Raw genomic sequence first — 18,447 nt, forward strand, 5'->3', positions numbered from 1 at the left:
CCGGGGACCGGCGTAGGCTCGGAGCATGAGTCTTCTCGACCGGATCCGCGGCCCGCGCGACCTGGACGGCCTCACCGAGGCGGAGCTGACGGACCTCGCCGCCGAGATCCGGGAGTTCCTCGTCGAGAACGTGGCGCGGACGGGCGGCCACCTGGGGCCGAATCTCGGCGTGGTGGAGCTGACGATCGCGCTGCACCGCGTGTTCGACTCGCCGGACGACCCGATCATCTTCGACACGGGACACCAGTCGTACGTGCACAAGCTCCTCACGGGCCGACAGGACTTCTCGGCCCTGCGAGCGCGCGGCGGGCTCGCCGGCTACCCGCAGCGCTCCGAGAGCGACCACGACGTGGTCGAGTCGTCGCACGCGTCCAGCTCGCTGAGCTGGGCCGACGGCATCTCCCGCGCGTTCCAGCGCACCGGCCGCAACGACCGCCACGTGGTCGCGGTGGTGGGCGACGGCGCCCTCACGGGCGGCATGACGTGGGAGGCGCTCAACAACATCAGCGACGACAACGACCGCAACCTGGTGATCGTCGTGAACGACAACGGCCGCTCCTACGCGCCCACGATCGGCGGCATGGCGCGCCACCTCAACCGGGTGCGGACCGCCGAGACGTACCGCGACCTGTCGCTGCGCTCGTCGCGCATCGCCGGCCGCTTCGGCGCGGTCGGGCGCGCGCTGTACCGCGGCGTCCGCGGAGGGACGCACGGCTTCCTGTCGCGCTTCACAAACAACACGTCGCTGTACTCGAACCTGGACGTGAAGTACCTCGGTCCGGTGGACGGGCACGACCTGGGCGCCCTGATCGAGACGCTCGAGCTGGCGAAGTCGTACGGCGCTCCGGTGATCGTGCACGCCATCACGGAGAAGGGCCGCGGCTACCAGCCGGCGCTCGACGACGAGGCCGACCAGTTCCACGCCGTGGGGCGCATCGACCCGGTCACGGGCGGGCCGCTCGGCTCCTCGATCGCGGGATGGACCGACGCGTTCGCCGAGGAGCTGGTCGCGATCGGCGAGCAGCGTCCCGACGTCATCGCGATGACGGCCGCCATGCTCCGGCCGACGGGCCTCGCGCCGTTCGCCGAGCGGTTCCCCGACCGCGTGTACGACGTCGGCATCGCCGAGCAGCACGCGGTCGCGTCCGCCGCGGGTCTCGCCTACGGCGGGCTGCACCCGGTCGTCGCCCTGTACTCGACCTTCGTGAACCGCGCATTCGACCAGGTGCTGATGGATGTCGCCCTGCATCGCGCGGGCGTGACGTTCGTGCTCGACCGCGCGGGCGTGACGGGCCCGGACGGCCCGAGCCACCACGGCATGTGGGACCTCGCCCTGCTGCACATCGTGCCCCGCATCCGGATCGCGGCTCCGCGCGACGAGGCCCGCCTGCGCGAGGAGCTCCGCGAGGCCGTCGACGTGCGCGACGCGCCCACGGTCATCCGGTTCCCGAAGGGGGCGGTGGCCGAGGACATCCCCGCGCTCGAGCGTCTGGCGGACGGCGTGGACGTGCTGGCCCGGGGTGACTCCTCGGACGTGCTGATCGTGGGCATCGGCCCGTTCGCGCGCCTGGGCCTGGACGTCGCGGAGCGGCTGCGCGCGCAGGGCATCGGGGCGACGGTCGTCGACCCGCGCTGGGTCGTCCCCGTGCCCGGATCGATCGTCGAGCTGGCCGCGCGCCACCGGCTCGTCATCACGCTCGAGGACGGCATCCGGGTGGGCGGCATCGGCACCCGCGTCCGGCAGGTGCTGCGTGAGGCCGGCGTCGACACCGCGGTGGACGAGCTGGGCCTCCCGGACGAGTTCCTTGACCACGCGACGCGCGAGCAGATCCTGGAGGACGCGGGCCTCACGCCCGCCAAGATCGCGCAGGACGTCGTCGCCCAGGTGCTCGGCACGCGCGTGCCGATGGCCCGCCGCGACGAGGGCCGCGGCCTGCCCGCGATCACGGGCGAGTTCGACCTGCACGCGCCCGGCCGCTAGGCACATCGGCCCGCGCGACGGCGCGAGTGTTACGCCGTGTTGGGAAGTGTTACCCCGGGTTTAGCGAGAGCGGCGGGGTCGCGCGCGAATCCATAGTGTCGGGCGCATGCAGACCATACTCGTCCTCGCATTCGTCGGACTCGCCGCCCAGCTCGTCGACGGGTCGCTCGGGATGGCCTACGGCGTGACGTCCACGAGCCTCCTGCTCGCGGCGGGGGTCGCCCCCGCGGCGGCCAGCGCCTCGGTGCACCTCGCCGAGATCGGCACGACGCTCGCCTCGGGCCTGTCGCACTGGCGCTTCGGCAACGTCGAGTGGCGCGTGGTCCTCAAGATCGGCATCCCCGGGGCGATCGGCGCCTTCGCCGGCGCGACGTTCCTGTCCGCGCTGTCGGCCGACGTCGCGGCACCGTACGCCAGCGCGCTGCTGCTGGGCCTGGGCCTGTACATCCTCGTGCGCTTCACGGTGCGCGGCCTGCCGCAGCGCCGCACGGACCGCCGCCTTCCGCTGGCGTTCCTCGCCCCGTTGGGCCTGTTCGGCGGCTTCCTCGACGCGTCGGGCGGCGGCGGGTGGGGACCCGTCGGCACGCCGGCGCTGCTGTCGAGCGGGCGCCTGGAGCCCCGCAAGGTGATCGGCACGATCGACGCCAGCGAGTTTCTCGTCGCGGTGGCCGCGTCGGTCGGCTTCCTCATCGGCCTGGGCGGCGCCGGCATCGACTTCACGTGGTTCCTCGCGCTGCTGCTCGGCGGCGTCGCGGCTGCGCCGATCGCGGCCTGGCTCGTGCGGCATCTCCCTGCCCGCATCCTCGGCTCCGCCGTGGGCGGCGTGATCGTCCTCACCAACCTGCGCACGATACTGATCTCGCTCGAGGTCGACGGCGGCGCGTTCGCGCTGTGGATCGCCGCCGCGGCCGTGCTGTGGGCTGCGGCGGTGGCGTGGTCGGTGCGCGCGCACCTGGCCTCCCGCGCCGCGGCACGCGCCGAGGCGGGGGCCGTCGCGGAGGAGATCGACGACCTCGACGACCGGGTGCTGGTCGCGGACTGACCATCCGCGCCGACCACGCACGGAAGGGCGGGACCGGATGATCCGGTCCCGCCCTTCCGTCGGTCTGTGGCGGCTGGTTCAGGCGTGTGCGTCGCCCTGCGGGGGCAGGGCCGCGATGATGGGGTGGTCCTTGGGGATCACGCCGACCTTGGCGGCGCCGCCGGGCGAGCCGATCTCGTCGAAGAACTCCACGTTGGCCTTGTAATAGTCCTGCCACTCGTCCGGCAGGTCGTCCTCGTAGTAGATCGCCTCGACCGGGCACACCGGCTCGCACGCACCGCAGTCGACGCACTCGTCCGGGTGGATGTAGAGGCTGCGCTCACCCTCGTAGATGCAGTCGACCGGGCACTCGTCGATGCACGCGCGGTCCTTGACGTCCACACACGGGAGCGCGATGACGTACGTCATGAGACGGCGAGCGCGCCGGCGCGCGCGATCTCGACCTGCTCCTCGCGCGGGACCAGCTTGACGCGCTGACGGGCATGCCGGTGCGTCTCGCCGAGGTGCCGCTCGTGCGCGTCCAGCGCGCGCCAGCCGTCCCACGTGGTGAACTCCACCTCGCGCTCCTCGAGCAGCGCCACCAGGTCGCCCTCGGCGGGAGCCGGCAGGAGCCCGGCGCGCGCGTCGGCGACGAGGTGGCCGACGGTCTCCATGGCGTCCGACTTGGTGTGGCCGATCAGGCCGACGGGGCCGCGCTTGATCCAGCCCGTCGCGTACAGTCCCGGGCTCTCGAGCACGCGGCCGGCCTCGTTCGGGATCACGCCGCGGGCCTCGTCGAACGGCGCGCCCTCCACGCGGGTGCCGTAGTAGCCGACCGCGCGGTACACGGCCTGCAGCGGATAGTCCACGAACTCGCCCGTGCCGACGACGGCGCCGTCCACGCTGCGCGTGCGCTCGAAGCGCACACCCTCGACCCGCTCGTCGCCGAGGACCTCGACGGGTGCGTGCCAGAAGTGCAGGTGCAGTCGGCGCGACGCCCCCGTGGGCTCCTTGCCGCGCCAGGACTGCAGGGTGCGCAGCATGACCTTCAGCTGGTTCGTCGGCGCGGCGGCCGGGTCGATGCCCTCGAAGTCCGCGTCGTCCAGCACGATGTCGACGTCGGGCACCTCGCCGAGCTCGCGCAGCTCGATCGGCGTGAACTTGATGTCGGCGGGGCCGCGGCGTCCGAACACGTGCACGTCGGTCACGGCCGACGCCTCGAGGCCCTCGAGGACGTTGTCGGGGATCTCGGTCGTGACGAGGTGGCGCGCGTGCTTGGCGAGCATGCGCGCGACGTCGAGCGCGACGTTGCCGTTGCCGATCACGGCGACCTGCCGGGCGTCCAGCGGCCACGTGCGCGGCACATCGGGGTGCCCGTCGAACCAGGCGACGAAGTCGGCCGCGCCGTGCGAGCCGCGCTTGTCGATGCCGGGGATGTCGAGCGCCGCGTCGCGGATCGCGCCGGTCGCCAGGATGACGGCGTGGTAGCGCGCCTTGAGGTCGTCGATCGTCACGTCGCGGCCCACCTCGACGTTGCCGAGGAAGCGGATCCGTCCGGAGTCGAGCATCTCGTGCAGCGAGTCGACGATGCCCTTGATGCGGGGGTGGTCGGGCGCGACGCCGTAGCGGATGAGTCCGTACGGCGCGGGCAGCGACTCGACGAGGTCGATCGTCACGCTGCCGCCGGCCGCCTCGACGGCGTCGGCGAGCAGGTTGCCGGCGTAGATGCCGGCCGGGCCCGCGCCGACGATCGCGACGCGCAGGTTCTCGAGGCTCATGTCAGGACCTTTCGATCGGGGAGGAGGTGCCGCACGTCGGCGGACAGGTCCTCGGGGGAGTAGGGGCTGAGGGTCACGACGTCGCCGACCACGACCACGGCGGGGTTGCGCACCTGGCGCAGGGCGGCCTGGTACGGGATGGTCGCGAGGGTGCCGAACGTGACGCGCTGGCCGGGGCCGTAGCCGTCCTCGACGATCGCGACCGGGCAGTCGGCGCCGCGCTCACCGGATGCGAGGACGTGCGCCGAGTGCGCGAGCGTGCCGACGCCCATCAGCAGGACGACCGTGTGGTCGCGGCCGCCGCCGACGACCTGCGTGAGCTGGTCGTGGCCGGTGACCACGGTGAACGCGGTGGCGAGGCCGCGGTGCGTCAGCGGGATGCTCGCGATGGCCGGCACGGCCACCGCGCTCGTCACGCCGGGCACCACCTCGACCACGAGACCCGCGGCGCGGCAGTGCAGCAGCTCCTCGCCGCCGCGGCCGAACACGAACGGATCGCCGCCCTTCAGGCGCACGACGTCGCGCCCGTCGCGGGCGAGATCGACCAGGAGCTGCGAGATCCTCTCCTGCGGCACGGGATGCAGGCCCGGGGTCTTGCCGACGTCGATCACCTCGGCGTCGATCCGGATGCCCTGCTCGCGCAGCTGATCGAGAACGGCGCGCGCGCCGAGGCGGTCGGCGACGATCACGTCCGCGGACTGCAGCGCCGCGAGGCCCCGCAGCGTGAGGAGGCCCGCGTCTCCCGGACCGGCGCCGACCAGGGTGACGCGACCCTCGCGCGCCTCATCCATCGACGGTGCCGGCCGCGATCGTGTGGCCGTCGGCCGGCCGGATCACGAGGAAGGAGCCCGACTCGCGCGACACGCGGTACGGCTCGACGGGGAGCGCCTCGGCGAGGCGGATACGCGCCCGCCCGATCTCGTTGACGTGGAGCCGGTCCGCGGGGACGTGGGCGAGCGTGTCGAGGTCGCGGCGCTCGGTGATCTCGGCGACGATCCCGGGCACGGTGCTCGTGCCGTGCTTGACGAGCACCCGATCGCCCGTGGCGAGCGGCCGCTCGTCGAGCAGGAACAGCTGCGCCGAGATCTCCTTGGACGGCTCGGGCGCGGTGCCCTCCGCCACGATCGTGCTGCCGCGGGCGACGTCGACGTCGTCGGCGAGGCGGATGGCGACCGACTGCGGCGCGGCGGCCTCGGCGAGCGGGACACCGCCGAGCTCGACGGCGGCGACGGTGGTCGCGATCCCCGAGGGGAGCACCTGGACGCGGTCGCCCACCCGGATCCGGCCCGACGCGATGCGACCGGCGGCCGCACGGTAATCGCGCAGCCGGTCGACGGCTCCGGGATCCGCGGCGACGAGCTCGGGCGACAGGGCGCCCTGCGGGCGCAGCACGATCTGGACGGGGAGGCGCAGCGGCTCCTCGTCGCGGTCGAGCTCGTCCGCGGAGGGCAGCGTCTCGAGCAGCTCTACGAGCGCGGGCCCGTCGTACCAGGGCGTGCGGCCCGAGCGATCCACGACGTTGTCGCCCTCGAGCGCCGAGACCGGCAGGACGTGGACGTCGGACAGGCCGAGCTCTCCCGCGACGGCGCGCACCTGCGCCTCGACCGGGCGGTACGCGGCCTCGGCGTAGTCGAGCAGGTCGATCTTGTTGACCGCCACGATCACGTGCGGCACGCGCAGCAGCGCGGTGACCGCGAGGTGCCGGCGCGTCTGCTCGAGCACGCCCTTGCGTCCGTCGATCAGCACGACGACCGCGTCCGCGGTCGTGGCGCCCGTGACCATGTTGCGCGTGTACTGCACATGGCCGGGGCAGTCCGCGAGCACGAAGCTGCGCTGCGCGGTGGCGAAGTAGCGGTACGCCACGTCGATCGTGATGCCCTGCTCGCGCTCGGCCCTCAGGCCGTCGGTGAGCAGCGCGAAGTCGATGCCGTCGGCGTGCGCGAAGCCGCGCCGGCGCGAGACGTGCGCGATCTGGTCCAGCTGGTCCGACAGGATCGCCTTGGAGTCGTGCAGCAGGCGCCCGACCAGGGTCGACTTGCCGTCGTCGACGGAGCCGGCGGTCGCGAAGCGGAACAGCGTCGCGGGGGCGAGAGTGGTCATCAGAAATACCCGTCCTTCTTGCGGTCCTCCATGGCGGCCTCGCTGATGCGGTCGTCCGCGCGCGTCGCGCCGCGCTCCGTGAGCGTGGACAGCGCCACCTCGGCGACGATGTCGGCGACGCCGGCGGCCGTGGACTCCACCGCGCCCGTGCAGCTCATGTCGCCGACCGTGCGGTAGCGCACGAGACGGGTCTCCACCTGCTCGCCCGCGCGGGGCGGCGACGCGGGGCCCTCGGCCATCCACATGCCGTCGCGGCGGAACACGCGGCGCTCGTGCGCGAAGTACAGCGGAGGCAGCGCGATGCCCTCGCGCTCGATGTACCGCCAGATGTCGAGCTCCGTCCAGTTCGACACCGGGAACACGCGGACGTGCTCGCCGGGGGCGTGCCGGCCGTTGTAGAGGCTCCAGAGCTCGGGGCGCTGGTTGCGCGGGTCCCACTGGCCGAACTCGTTGCGCAGCGAGATGATGCGCTCCTTGGCGCGTGCCTTGTCCTCGTCGCGGCGTGCGCCGCCGAAGACCGCGTCGTGGCGGCCGGCGGCGATCGCGTCGAGCAGCGGCAGGGTCTGCAGCGTGTTGCGCGTGCCGTCGGGGCGCTCGGCGAGCCGGCCGTCGTCGATCCAGTCCTGCACGCGCGCGACTTCGAGCGTGAGGCCCAGCCGTGCCACGGTCTCGTCGCGGAAGCGGATCACCTCGGGGAAGTTGTGCCCGGTGTCGACGTGGAGGACGGGGAACGGCACGCGCCCGGGCAGGAAGGCCTTGGCGGCGAGGTGCAGCACGACGACCGAGTCCTTGCCCCCGGAGAACAGCAGCACCGGGTTCTCGAACTCCGCGACCACCTCGCGGATGATGTGGATCGCCTCGGACTCGAGGAGGTCGAGCGAGCTGAGGCGCGTGCGCTCGAGCGTCGCGGCGGGGGTGAGGGGCTGGAGCGTCATACGTGGAGTCCGCATTCTGTCTTGTCGAGGCCCGACCAGCGGCCGGCGCGGGGGTCCTCGCCCGGCGCGACCGGGCGCGTGCAGGGGCGGCACCCGATCGACGGGTAGCCGTGGGCGAGCAGCAGGTTCATGGGCACGTCGTGCGCGGTCGCGTACGCGGACAGGTCATCCGCGGTCCAGGCCGCGACCGGGTTCACCTTGACCAGGCCGTTCTTCGCGTCCCACGTCACGAGCGGCGTGCGGGCGCGGGTCGGCGCCTCTTCGCGGCGCACGCCCGTGAACCAGATCTCGTAGCCGGCGAGGGCCGCGTTCAGCGGGGCGACCTTGCGCAGGGCGCAGCAGGCCGCAGCATCGCGCGCGAACAGATCCCTGCCGTGCGCCGCGTCCTGCTCGGCGACGGTCTGCTCGGGGAGCACGTCGACGACGCGCACGGGCAGCCGCCGCGCGACCTCGTCGCGCGTGGCGATCGTCTCCACGAAGTGGTAGCCGGTGTCGAGGAACAGCACGTCGACGTCCGGGATGCGCTCGGCCACGAGGTGCGGCAGGGCGGTGTCCGCCATCGAGCAGGCGACGGCGACCGCCTCGGGCGCGAACGTGCGGGCGACCCAGTCGACGACCTGCTCGGGAGTCGCTTCGGCGGCCGTGAGGCTGCCGAGCTCGGCCGCGCCGGCGGCGGCGATCGCCTCGAGCTCGGCGGCCGTGCGCCGGCGCGCGATGCGCGGGGCGAGGGAGACGGTCATCGCAGGGCCTCCTCGTCGGCGCGGTGCGCCCACTGCGCGAACGACTCGTCGGCGTCGCGCTCCTGCGCGTAGCGCTTCGCGACGCGCTCGACGTAGTCGGCGATGCCGTCCGCGGCGACCTTGAGGCCTCGCACCGTGCGCCCGAGGCCCGGCTCCTCGCGATCGTACGAGGCGAGGCCGCCGCCCAGGTGCACCTGGTAGCCGGGCACCTGCTTGCCCTCGTCGTCGGTGATCAGCTGGCCCTTGAGGCCGATGTCGGCGGTCTGGATGCGCGCGCACGAGTTGGGACAGCCGTTCACGTGCACGCTCAGCGGGGCGTCGAGCTCGACGCCGGCGAGGCGCTCCTCGAGGTCCAGGACGGCGCGCCGGGCGTTCGCCTTGGTCTCGACGATCGCGAGCTTGCAGAACTCGATCCCGGTGCACGCGATGGTGCCGCGCCGGATGAGGCTCGGGCGCGCGCTCAGTCCGATCGCGTCGAGTCCGCGGACGAGCGACTCGACGCGGTCCTCGGGCACGTCGAGCACGACGATCTTCTGATGCGGCGTCGTGCGCAGCCGGGTCGACCCGTGCTCCTCGATGAGGTCCGCCAGCTGCGCGAGCTCCGGTCCCGACACGCGGCCGACGATCGGGGTGGCGCCCACGTAGAAGAGGCCGTCCTTCTGCCGGTGGATGCCGACGTGGTCGCCGGGCGCGGTGGGGCGCGGCGCGGCGGGACCGTCGGCGAGGGCGTACCCGAGGTACTCGGTCTCGAGCACCTCGCGGAAGCGCTCGGGCCCCCAGTCCGCCAGGAGGAACTTCAGGCGCGCCTTGTTGCGCAGCCGCCGGTAGCCGTAGTCGCGGAAGATGCGGGCGACGCCGTGCCAGACGTCGGCGACCTGCTCGGGCGCGACCCACGCGCCCAGCCGCTCGGCGAGGCGCGGCACCGCCGACAGGCCGCCGCCGACCCAGACGTCGTAGCCGACGCCGAGCTCCGGGTGCCGCACCGCGACGAACGCGACGTCGTTGATCTCGTGCACGACGTCCTGGCTGGGGTGCCCCGTGATCGCGCTCTTGAACTTGCGCGGCAGGTTCGCCAGCTCGGGGTCGCCGATGTAGCGGCTCGTGATCTCCTCGATCTCGGGCGTGGGGTCGATCAGCTCGTCCGCGGCGATCCCGGCGACGGGGGAGCCCAGGACGACACGGGGCACGTCGCCGCACGCCTCCGTCGTGTGCAGCCCGACGGCCTCGAGCCGCCGCCAGATCTCCGGCACGTCCTCGACGCGCACCCAGTGCAGCTGCACGTTCTGACGGTCGGTGAGGTCCGCGGTGCCGCGCGCGAAGTCGTTCGAGATGTCGGCGATCACCCGCAGCTGCTCGGTCGTGAGCTGACCGCCGTCGATCCGCACCCGGAGCATGAAGTACTCGTCCTCGAGCTCGTGCGGCTCGAGCGTGGCGGTGCGGCCTCCGTCGATCCCGGGCTTGCGCTGGGTGTACAGCCCCCACCACCGGAAGCGGCCGTGCAGATCGGTCGGATCGATCGACGCGAACCCGTCGCGCGCGTAGACGCGCTCGATGCGCTCGCGGACGTTGAGACCGCCGTCCGCCTGTTTGAACTCCTCGTTGGCGTTCAGCGGGGCGGTGCCGTCGATCCGCCACTGCCCGTTCGGCTTGCTGGACGGTCGCGGCGCCCGGATCCGCGCGCCGCGCACGGGGACGGGCGACGCCTCGGTGTCGCTCGATGTCATCGGACGCTCCTCCTGGTCGGGTTCGCGCCACAGCCTAGGAAGAACGTGTCCGCGCGCGAGCGCAGGAGACGCGCTGTTACGGACCGAGTCGCGATGTTACGACGCGCCGCGTGTCGCGTCGCGGCGCGCATGACATGCGGTCGGCGGGTCCGTATCATGACGAGGCGCCGGACCCGTGGGATCCGGCGCCTCGTGCGACATCAGCGGTTTGCCGCTCCGCGGAGGGGCGGCGTGTGGAACGTGCCCCCGAACGCGCGCTCCGAGGCGCCCGAGCGGTCCAGGTAGGCCGAGGCGCCGCCGTCGATGAACGGCCAGCCGGCGCCCAGGATGAGGCAGAGGTCGATGTCCTCGACCTCGGGGACGACGCCCTCGTCGAGCATGAGCCGGATCTCGCTCGCGAGGCCGTCCTCGACGCGTCGCAGGATCTCCGCCTCGGCGGCGGGGCTCTTCCCGGTCACGAGCGTCTTCTGCGCCTGCTTGGTCCAGCCCGTCACGCGGCCGTTCCTGTCCTTCTCCACGACCTGGTCGAGCTCGGCGAGGCGATGGAGGTTCTCGGACGCGAAGAACCGGTCGGGGAAGTGGCGCACCATGGTGTCCTGGACGTGCGCCGCGACCTTCCAGCCGACCAGGTCGATCAGCTGGAACGGGGTCATCGGAAGCCCGAGCGGCGCGAACGCCTTCTCGACCGTGAGCAGCGGCGTGCCCTCGTCGACCGCGCGCGCGGCCTCGCCCATGACCTTCGCCAGCAGCCGGTTGACCACGAAGCCGGGTGCGTCGGCCGTGAGGACGGCGTTCTTGCGGAGGTTCTTCGCCACCACGAACGCGGTGGACAGCGCCACGTCGCTGGACTGCGGCGTCTTCACGATCTCGATCAGGGGCATGACCGCGACCGGGTTGAAGAAGTGGAAGCCCACGAGCCGCTCGGGGTTCGCGAGGACCGAGCCGATCTCCTCGACCGACAGCGACGACGTGTTGGTCGCCAGGATCGCCTCGGGGGAGACGATCGCCTCGATCTCGCGGAACACCTGCTGCTTGACGCCGGTCTCCTCGAACACCGCCTCGATCACGAAGTCGCAGTCGGCGTACTCGGCCTTGTCGATCGTGCCGCGCACGAGCGCGCGCAGCCGGTTCCCGGTGTCGGCGTCGATGCGCCCCTTGGCCTCGAGCGCGGCGATCTCGTCGCGGATGTACGCGAGGCCCTTGTCGACCCGAGCCTGGTCGATGTCCGTGATGAGCACGGGCACCTGCAGGCGCCGAGCGAAGAGCAGGGCGAACTGGCCGGCCATGAGGCCGGCGCCGATCACGCCGACCTTGGTGACCTTGCGCGCCAGCTCCTTGTCGGGTGCGCCGACCGGGCGCTTCGCCCGCTTCTGCACGAGATCGAACGCGTACATCGACGCCACGAACTGGTCGCCCGAGATCAGCTCGGCGAGAGCCTCGTCCTCGCGCTCGAAGCCCTCCTCGATCGAGCCGGAGCGCGCCTTGTCCATGAGCTCGAGCGCCAGGTACGGCGCGCGCGGCACCGTCCCGATCCGGCTCTCGAGCATGCCGCGGGCGACCTTGATCGCGATCGGCCACTTGGTGAGCCGCTCGATCCTGCCCGGAGCGTTCTTCCGCTCGACCTCGATCTCACCCGAGAGCACGCCGTCGGCCCAGCGCAGCGAGTCCTCCAGGTACGCGGCGGGCCCGAAGACCGCGTCGAACATCCCCAGCTCATAGGCCTGCTGGGGCTTGAGGGTCCGGTTCTGCTTGAGCGGGTTGGAGATGATCACCTCGAGCGCGTTCTCGATGCCGATCAGGTTCGGCAGCAGCGTGACGCCGCCCCATCCGGGCACCAGGCCGAGGAAGACCTCGGGCAGCGCGATCGCCGCCGCCGACGAGTCGACCGTGCGGTACGTCGAGTTCAGGGCGATCTCGACCGCGCCGCCGAGCGCGAGGCCGTTCACGAACGAGAACGACGGCACGCCCAGCTTCGACAGCCGGCCGAGGACGTGGTGCCCGAGCTGGGCGATCAGCCGCGCGACGTCCTTCGAGGGGAGGTCGCCGACCCCGGAGAGGTCGGCGCCCGCGGCGAAGATGTACGGCTTGCCGGTCACGGCCACCGCGTCGATCTCACCCGCGGCCGCGCGCTCCTTGAGCTCGTCGAGCCGTTCGCCGAGCTCGAGGAGGGTCGCGGGGCCCAGCGTGTTCGGGCGCGTGTGGTCCTTCCCGTTGTGCAGGGTGATGAGCGCGATGGTGCGGCCGCTCGGGAGCTTCACGTCGCTCACCAGCGAATGGGTGACGACCTCGTCGGCAGTGAGCTGCTGGAGGGGGGAGAAGTCGATGGTGGTGTAGTCGGTCACTGCAGGGCTCACTTCTGCTTCTTCTTCTTGCCGGTGTAGTGGGGGTTCTCCCAGATGACGGTGCCGCCCTGACCCAGACCGACGCACATGGCCGTCAGCCCGTAGCGCACCTCGGGGTGCTCCGCGAACTGCGCGGCGAGCTGGATCATGAGGCGCACGCCGGAGGCCGCGAGCGGGTGGCCGACCGCGATCGCGCCGCCCCACGGGTTGACCCGCGGATCGTCGTCGGCGATGTCGAAGTGGTCCAGGAGCGAGAGCACCTGGATGGCGAAGGCCTCGTTGAGCTCGAACAGGCCGATGTCGTCGATCGTGAGGCCGGCCTTGGCGAGCGCCTTCTCGGTCGAGGGGATCGGGCCGATGCCCATGATCTCGGGCTCGACGCCCGCGAACGCGAACGACACCAGCTTCATCTTCGGGGCGAGGCCGAACTCCTTCACGGCCGCGCCGCTCGCCAGCAGGCTCACGGTCGCGCCGTCCGTGAGCGGCGACGACGTACCGGCCGTGACGCGCCCGTGCGGGCGGAACGGCGTCGCGAGCGTCGCGAGCCCCTCCATCGTCGTCTCTGGGCGGCGGCCCTCGTCCTCGGTCGCCAGGCCCCACTGTCCGTCGGGGCCGATCACGGCGACCGGCACCAGGTCGGGCTGGATCTTCCCGGCCTCGTAGGCAGCCTGCAGCTTGTGCTGGCTGAGCATGCCGTAGCGGTCCGCCCGCTCCTTGGTCAGGTGCGGGAACCGGTCGTGGATGCGCTCGGCGGTGACACCCATGTTGAGCGCGCCGCTGTCGACGATGCGCTCCGCCACGAAGCGGGGGTTCGGGTCGGAGTTCGAGCCGATGGGGTGGCGCCCCATGTGCTCGACGCCGCCCGCGATGGCGACGTCGTACATGCCGACGCCGATCGACGCGGCCATGGTCGTCACGCTCGTCATGGCGCCCGCGCACATGCGCTCGACCGCCAGGCCGGGCACGGTCTGCGGAAGCCCCGCGAGGATCGCGGCGGTGCGCCCCAGCGTCAGGCCCTGGTCGCCCGTCTGCGAGGTCGCGGCGATCGCGACGTCGTCGATCCGGTCCTTCGGGATCTCCGCATTGCGCTCGATGAGACCCTTCATCGCCTTGACGACGAGGTCATCCGCACGCGTGTTCCAGTACATGCCCTTCTCGCCGGCGCGCCCGAACGGGGTCCGCGTGCCGTCGACGAAATAGACATCAGAGAGCTCGGCCACTCTGCCTCCCAGTGTTGATTGCTGTTCAGCCTAGGGAGCGGCCCGGTGCGCCTGGAACCGGTTGGCCAGGATCGACTAACGCGCTTCGACGGCGTCGTCGGGGGATTGAACGGCCCGCACAAACGCCTCCGCGATCAGCTCCGCGGTCTGCTCGATCTGCCACTCGCGGGCGCCGAGCGCGCGCAGCGCCCCGGCGATCGCGGCGGCATCGGCGGGCGCGGGCGGCTCCCACGCCACGCGGCGGAGCGTATCCGGCGTGAGCAGGTTCTCGGTGGGCATCGACAGCGCGGCGGCGCGCTCCTCGACCGCGGGACGCGCCTGCTTGAGGCGCGCGTCCGCCTCGGGATTGCGGTCGGCCCACGCCCGCGGCGGCGGCAGCGTGTCGCTCGGCACGCGCTCGACCGGGAGGTCTCCGCTCTCGCGCCCGGCGACGATCGCGTTCCACCAGCGGTCGAGCTGCGTCCGGCTCGCGCGGCCGTTGAACGCCTTGAGCGCGGCCAGCTCGCTCTTGGAGCCGGGCGCGGCCATCACCGCGGCGACCAGCGCGCGGTCCGGAACCAGGCGGCCGGGGGAGACGTCCTGCTGCTGCGCGTACTCCTCGCGGGCGAGCCAGAGCTGGCGCGCGATCGCGAGATTGCGCCGCCCGCGCACGGTGTGCAGGCCGCTGAGGCGGCGCCACGGCTCGGCGCGCGGCGGCTTGGGCTCGCGGTGCAGCGTGGCGTCGAACTCCTGGGCCGCGAACTCGGTCTTGCGGGCCTCCGCGAGCGCCGCCACGAGCGCGTCGCGGACGTCGACGAGGTGCTCCACGTCGAGCGCCGCGTACTCGAGCCACGCCTGGGGGAGGGGGCGCGTCGACCAGTCGGCCGCCGAGTGCTCCTTCTTGAGCGAGATCCCGAGCGTGGCCTCCACGACCGCCGCGAGGCCCACGCGCTCCCAGCCGAGGAGGCGCGCCGCCAGCTCGGTGTCGAAGATCCGGGCCGGAACCAGGTCGAGCTCGCGCAGGGAGGGCAGATCCTGGCTGGCCGCGTGGAGCACCCACTCCTCGCCGCCGATCGCCTCCTGGAGCGGGGCCAGGTCGTCGAGCGCCGGCGGGTCGAACAGGAAGACGCCGGCGCCGCGACGGAACACCTGCACGAGGTAGGCCCGCTGCGAGTAGCGGAAGCCCGAGGCGCGCTCCACGTCCACGGCGACGGGACCCTCGCCGGCTGACAGCGCCCGGCTCGCGGCCGCGAGCTCCTCCGGGGTGTCGATGACGTCGTAGTGCGCGGCCTCAGCCATGCAGGTTCCTCCGCTCTCCGAGGACCGCGATGCCCTCCGACCCGGGCGGGAGACCCGCCAGCATGCAGACCAGCTCGGCCCACGCCTCCACGTGCGCGCCGAACGGGCCGTCGGGCGTCCACGACGCGCGCAGCTCGATCTGGGCGCCATCGCCCTCGTCGGCCAGCGAGCCGAAGCCCTTGGACAGGATCTTGGTGGCCGTGCCCGAGGCGGAGTGGTACTGCGCGTGACGGGAGTCCAGCGCGTCGACCAGCCACGACCAGGCGACGTCGGCGAGCAGGGGATCGGTGCCGATCTCGGGCTCCAGCGGAGCCTGCGCGAACGCCACGATTCGCCAGGCGCCACCCCAGGCGTCGGGTTCGGCCGGGTCGTGCAGCAGGATGAAGCGGCCGGTGCCGTACGGCGACTCGCCCTCGGCGGTCGGCCGGACGTCGCCCGCGAGCGCGAGGCTGAACGGCGCGACGCCCTGCGGCGACGGGATCTCGCGCACCACGAAGTCGCTGCGGAACGTCGACGCGCGCAGCTGCTCCTCGGCCGCGGCGAACGCCGCCGGGGCGCCTCCTTCTCCACTCACGACGTCAGATTAGAGTGGGAGGGTCATGAAGCACCTCAGGCGCGCCGCTTCCCCAGCCGCCGCATCGGCGCTCGTCTCGATGGTGGGCCTCGGAGTGCTGTTCACCGGCGTTGCGACGGCGCTGAGCGTGCGGATCGCCGACGTGGCGCGCAAGGTCGTGACCCCGGCTCCCCGCGTCGCCGACGTCGAGATCGTGGGCATCGACCGCGCGGCCCAGACCATCACGCTCTCGCACACTCCCGACACGGTGCTGCCGGGGCGGTACGGGGTGTTCACGAACGGCGCGGGCTACGTGAAGCTGGGGGCGGTCCTCGCGCTCGACGATCGCGGTGTGACGCGCAAGCTGCTCAGCCACATCGCGGCCGGGACCAAGGTCGGCCCGTACGCGTCGTTCAGCGGCTGGTACTTCGACGCGCCGGAGCAGCTGCACCTTCCGTACACCGAGGAGTGGGTCGACACCCCCGTCGGCCACGCGCCGGCGTGGCTGTTCTCCGCCGGACGCGGCGACGTGTGGGCCGTGATCGTCCACGGCCGAGGCACCACGCGTGCCGAGGGCCTGCGCGCCGTGCCGGTCCTCCACGCGGCGGGGATCTCGTCGCTCGTCGTCTCGTACCGCAACGACGGCGAGGCGCCGCCGAGCCGCACGGGCAAGTACGGACTCGGGGCGCGGGAGTGGCGCGACGTGGACGCCGCGATCGGCTGGGCGCGCGAACACGGCGCACGGCGCATCGTGCTCATGGGGTGGTCGATGGGCGGCGCGATCGCGCTGCAGACCTCGGTCAACTCCGCGCACCGCGACGTGCTCGAGGGGCTCATCCTCGAGTCGCCGGTCGTGGACTGGCGTCTGGTGCTCCGCCACCACGCCCGGGAGCTGGGCGTGCCGCCGTTCGCCGCGACCGCCGCCATCGGCACGCTGTCCACGCCGCTCACGGCCCGCGTCGTCCGTGCCGGGCGCGGGATCCCGTTCGACGAGCTCGACATGGTCGCGCGCGCGGGCGAGCTGGACGTGCCGATCCTGCTCATGCACAGCGACGACGACGGCTACGTGCCGTCCGACGCCTCGCACGCGCTCGCTGCGGCGCGCCCCGACCTTGTCACGATGGAGACGTTCGAGGTCGCGCGGCACACGAAGCTCTGGAACTACGACGAGCGACGCTGGACCACCGCGATCCGCGACTGGCTCGCCGCGCGCGGGCTCGGCACCACCCGCTGAGCGCCGGCCGGATCGACGCGCTCAGCGCGCGTCGAGGCGTGCCTGGACCTGCCGCTTGGCTCGCATCAGCATCCCGGTCATGCCCGCGATGCGCAGCGGCGAGACCGCCCGCGTGAGCCCGAGGGACTGTGGATAGTCACCCGGCACGGCGAGCACCTCCTGGGCCGTGAGCCCGCTGATGCCCTGCGCCAGGATGCTCGCGAAGCCGCGGGTCGTGGGCGCCTCGGCGGGTGCCAGGGCGTGCATGGTCACGGTGTCGTCCTGCGCGACCTCCACCACGATGTACACGGGCGACTGGCACTCCGCCACCCGCTCCGTGAGCTCGGGGTGGTCGCGGTACTCCTCGGGAACGTCGGGCAGCTCCCGCGAGAACTCCAGCAGCAGCTGCAGGCGCTCGGGCTCGTCCAGCTCGAGGAACTCGTCGCGGATGTCGGCGAGCGGCGCGGGAAGGGACTCGGAGCTCATCCCCTCATCCTCCCACCGCCGCGGACCGGCCGGTCAGCGCGCGGGCGCCTCGCCGGGCTCGGCGCCCGTGACGATCGGCACGCGCACGGCCGAGCCCCACTCGGTCCACGATCCGTCGTAGTTGCGGACGTTCTCGAACCCGAGCAGGTGCTTCAGCACGAACCACGTGTGGCTCGACCGCTCGCCGATGCGGCAGTAGGCGACGATGTCATCGCCGTCGCGCAGTCCGACCTCGTCGCGGTAGAGCGCCTCCAGCTCGGCGCGGGGCTTGAAGCCGCCGTCCTCGCCGACCGCGCGGGCCCACGGCACGTTGCGGGCCGTCGGGATGTGGCCGGCGCGCAGAGCGCCCTCCTCGGGGTAGGCGGGGGCCGTGGTGCGCTCGCCCGTGTACTCCTCGGGGGAGCGGACGTCGATCAGCGGGCTCCCGAGGTGGACCAGGACGTCCTCCTTGTACGCGCGCAGCACGGAGTCGTCGCGCTCGACCACCGGGTACTCGGTCGCGGGGCGCGCGGCCGGCTCGGTCGTCAGGGGACGGCCCTCGGCGATCCAGCGGTCGCGCCCGCCGTCCATCAGCCGCACGTCCTCGTGCCCGAACAGCGAGAAGACCCACAGGGCGTACGCGGCCCACCAGTTGCTCTTGTCTCCGTAGATCACGACCGTGTCGTCGCGGGAGATGCCCTTGGCGCTCAGCAGCCGCGCGAAGCCCTCGCCGTCGACGTAGTCGCGCACGACGGGGTCGTTCAGCTCGGTGTGCCAGTCGATCTTCACCGCGCCGGGGATGTGCCCGGTCTCGTACAGCAGCACGTCCTCGTCCGACTCGACGACCACCAGGCCCTGCGCGCCCAGGTGCTCCTCGACCCACGCGGTCGACACCAGTCGACCGGGCTCGGCGTAGTCGGCGAAGGCGGGGGAGGGATCGAACTCGACGCTCACGTGTGCTCCTGGGATGTCGGTGGTGCGATGCCGGGTGGCGGGAGGCCGGATGGGCCGGCGGGCGGCGCGCGATTAGGCTGTGCACGTCCCTGTTCCGAGGGTAGGCGCCCCCGCGCGGGCGCGCATCGGGGCCCCGGCAGCGC

At 72.7% G+C, this 18,447-nt stretch carries 16 protein-coding genes; 3 read left to right on the forward strand and 13 right to left on the reverse strand.

The window, feature by feature from the left end; all coding sequences use genetic code 11:
* Nucleotides 1–25 precede the first annotated feature (25 nt).
* On the forward strand, nt 26–1,981 hold the full coding sequence (gene dxs / locus ACYVGN_RS02175) for a 1-deoxy-D-xylulose-5-phosphate synthase (protein ID WP_460788478.1): 1,956 nt from the start codon (nt 26–28) through the stop codon (nt 1,979–1,981).
* 106 nt (nt 1,982–2,087) lie between these two features.
* A complete protein-coding gene (locus ACYVGN_RS02180; RefSeq protein WP_460788479.1) occupies nt 2,088–3,023 on the forward strand; it encodes a sulfite exporter TauE/SafE family protein in 936 nt (311 codons plus the stop codon).
* A gap of 78 nt (nt 3,024–3,101) precedes the next feature.
* Here ACYVGN_RS02180 and fdxA read toward each other — a convergent pair whose 3' ends face one another.
* The 11 genes from fdxA to ACYVGN_RS02235 all read right to left on the reverse strand — a co-directional run bounded on the left by fdxA (nt 3,102) and on the right by ACYVGN_RS02235 (nt 15,693).
* The gene (fdxA, locus tag ACYVGN_RS02185) at nt 3,102–3,431 is read right to left on the reverse strand and encodes a ferredoxin (RefSeq protein WP_230667474.1); all 330 of its coding nucleotides are present in this window, start codon (nt 3,429–3,431) and stop codon (nt 3,102–3,104) included.
* A complete protein-coding gene (locus ACYVGN_RS02190; protein ID WP_460788481.1) occupies nt 3,428–4,780 on the reverse strand; it encodes an FAD-dependent oxidoreductase in 1,353 nt (450 codons plus the stop codon). Before ACYVGN_RS02190 ends, fdxA begins: the two co-directional genes overlap by 4 nt.
* Complete coding sequence (gene cobA / locus ACYVGN_RS02195) at nt 4,777–5,571, reverse strand: uroporphyrinogen-III C-methyltransferase (RefSeq protein WP_460788483.1); 795 nt, start codon at nt 5,569–5,571, stop codon at nt 4,777–4,779. Before cobA ends, ACYVGN_RS02190 begins: the two co-directional genes overlap by 4 nt.
* Nucleotides 5,564–6,880 carry a sulfate adenylyltransferase subunit 1 gene (locus ACYVGN_RS02200; RefSeq protein WP_055988401.1) on the reverse strand — a complete coding sequence of 439 codons (1,317 nt, stop codon included), beginning with the start codon at nt 6,878–6,880 and terminating at the stop codon, nt 5,564–5,566. The genes cobA and ACYVGN_RS02200 overlap by 8 nt, the downstream gene beginning before the upstream one ends.
* Nucleotides 6,880–7,815, reverse strand: coding sequence for a sulfate adenylyltransferase subunit CysD (gene cysD, locus ACYVGN_RS02205; RefSeq protein WP_134745029.1), 936 nt, complete (start codon nt 7,813–7,815; stop codon nt 6,880–6,882). The genes ACYVGN_RS02200 and cysD overlap by 1 nt, the downstream gene beginning before the upstream one ends.
* Nucleotides 7,812–8,555 carry a phosphoadenylyl-sulfate reductase gene (locus ACYVGN_RS02210; protein ID WP_460788485.1) on the reverse strand — a complete coding sequence of 248 codons (744 nt, stop codon included), beginning with the start codon at nt 8,553–8,555 and terminating at the stop codon, nt 7,812–7,814. Before ACYVGN_RS02210 ends, cysD begins: the two co-directional genes overlap by 4 nt.
* Nucleotides 8,552–10,279, reverse strand: a complete 1,728-nt coding sequence (locus ACYVGN_RS02215; protein WP_460788487.1) for a nitrite/sulfite reductase — start codon at nt 10,277–10,279, stop codon at nt 8,552–8,554. Before ACYVGN_RS02215 ends, ACYVGN_RS02210 begins: the two co-directional genes overlap by 4 nt.
* Before the next feature lie 200 nt (nt 10,280–10,479).
* Nucleotides 10,480–12,621, reverse strand: a complete 2,142-nt coding sequence (locus tag ACYVGN_RS02220) for a 3-hydroxyacyl-CoA dehydrogenase NAD-binding domain-containing protein (protein WP_460789205.1) — start codon at nt 12,619–12,621, stop codon at nt 10,480–10,482.
* An 8-nt stretch (nt 12,622–12,629) separates the two neighbouring features.
* Nucleotides 12,630–13,841, reverse strand: coding sequence for a thiolase family protein (locus ACYVGN_RS02225; protein ID WP_460788489.1), 1,212 nt, complete (start codon nt 13,839–13,841; stop codon nt 12,630–12,632).
* Nucleotides 13,842–13,916: 75 nt separating this feature from the next.
* Nucleotides 13,917–15,119: an HRDC domain-containing protein gene (locus ACYVGN_RS02230; protein WP_055988390.1), complete on the reverse strand. Its 1,203-nt coding sequence runs from the start codon at nt 15,117–15,119 to the stop codon at nt 13,917–13,919.
* On the reverse strand, nt 15,112–15,693 hold the full coding sequence (locus ACYVGN_RS02235) for a DUF3000 domain-containing protein (RefSeq protein ID WP_055988387.1): 582 nt from the start codon (nt 15,691–15,693) through the stop codon (nt 15,112–15,114). Before ACYVGN_RS02235 ends, ACYVGN_RS02230 begins: the two co-directional genes overlap by 8 nt.
* 25 nt (nt 15,694–15,718) lie before the next feature.
* On the opposite strand from ACYVGN_RS02235, the gene ACYVGN_RS02240 reads away from it, so the two are divergent.
* Nucleotides 15,719–16,906, forward strand: coding sequence for an alpha/beta hydrolase family protein (locus ACYVGN_RS02240; RefSeq protein ID WP_460788492.1), 1,188 nt, complete (start codon nt 15,719–15,721; stop codon nt 16,904–16,906).
* A 21-nt stretch (nt 16,907–16,927) separates the two neighbouring features.
* On the opposite strand, the gene ACYVGN_RS02245 is transcribed toward ACYVGN_RS02240, so the two are convergent.
* On the reverse strand, nt 16,928–17,371 hold the full coding sequence (locus ACYVGN_RS02245; RefSeq protein WP_460788494.1) for a SufE family protein: 444 nt from the start codon (nt 17,369–17,371) through the stop codon (nt 16,928–16,930).
* A 33-nt stretch (nt 17,372–17,404) separates the two neighbouring features.
* Nucleotides 17,405–18,304, reverse strand: coding sequence for a sulfurtransferase (locus ACYVGN_RS02250; RefSeq protein ID WP_460788495.1), 900 nt, complete (start codon nt 18,302–18,304; stop codon nt 17,405–17,407).
* Nucleotides 18,305–18,447 lie beyond the last annotated feature (143 nt).

Source organism: Microbacterium lacusdiani, from assembly GCF_054779895.1.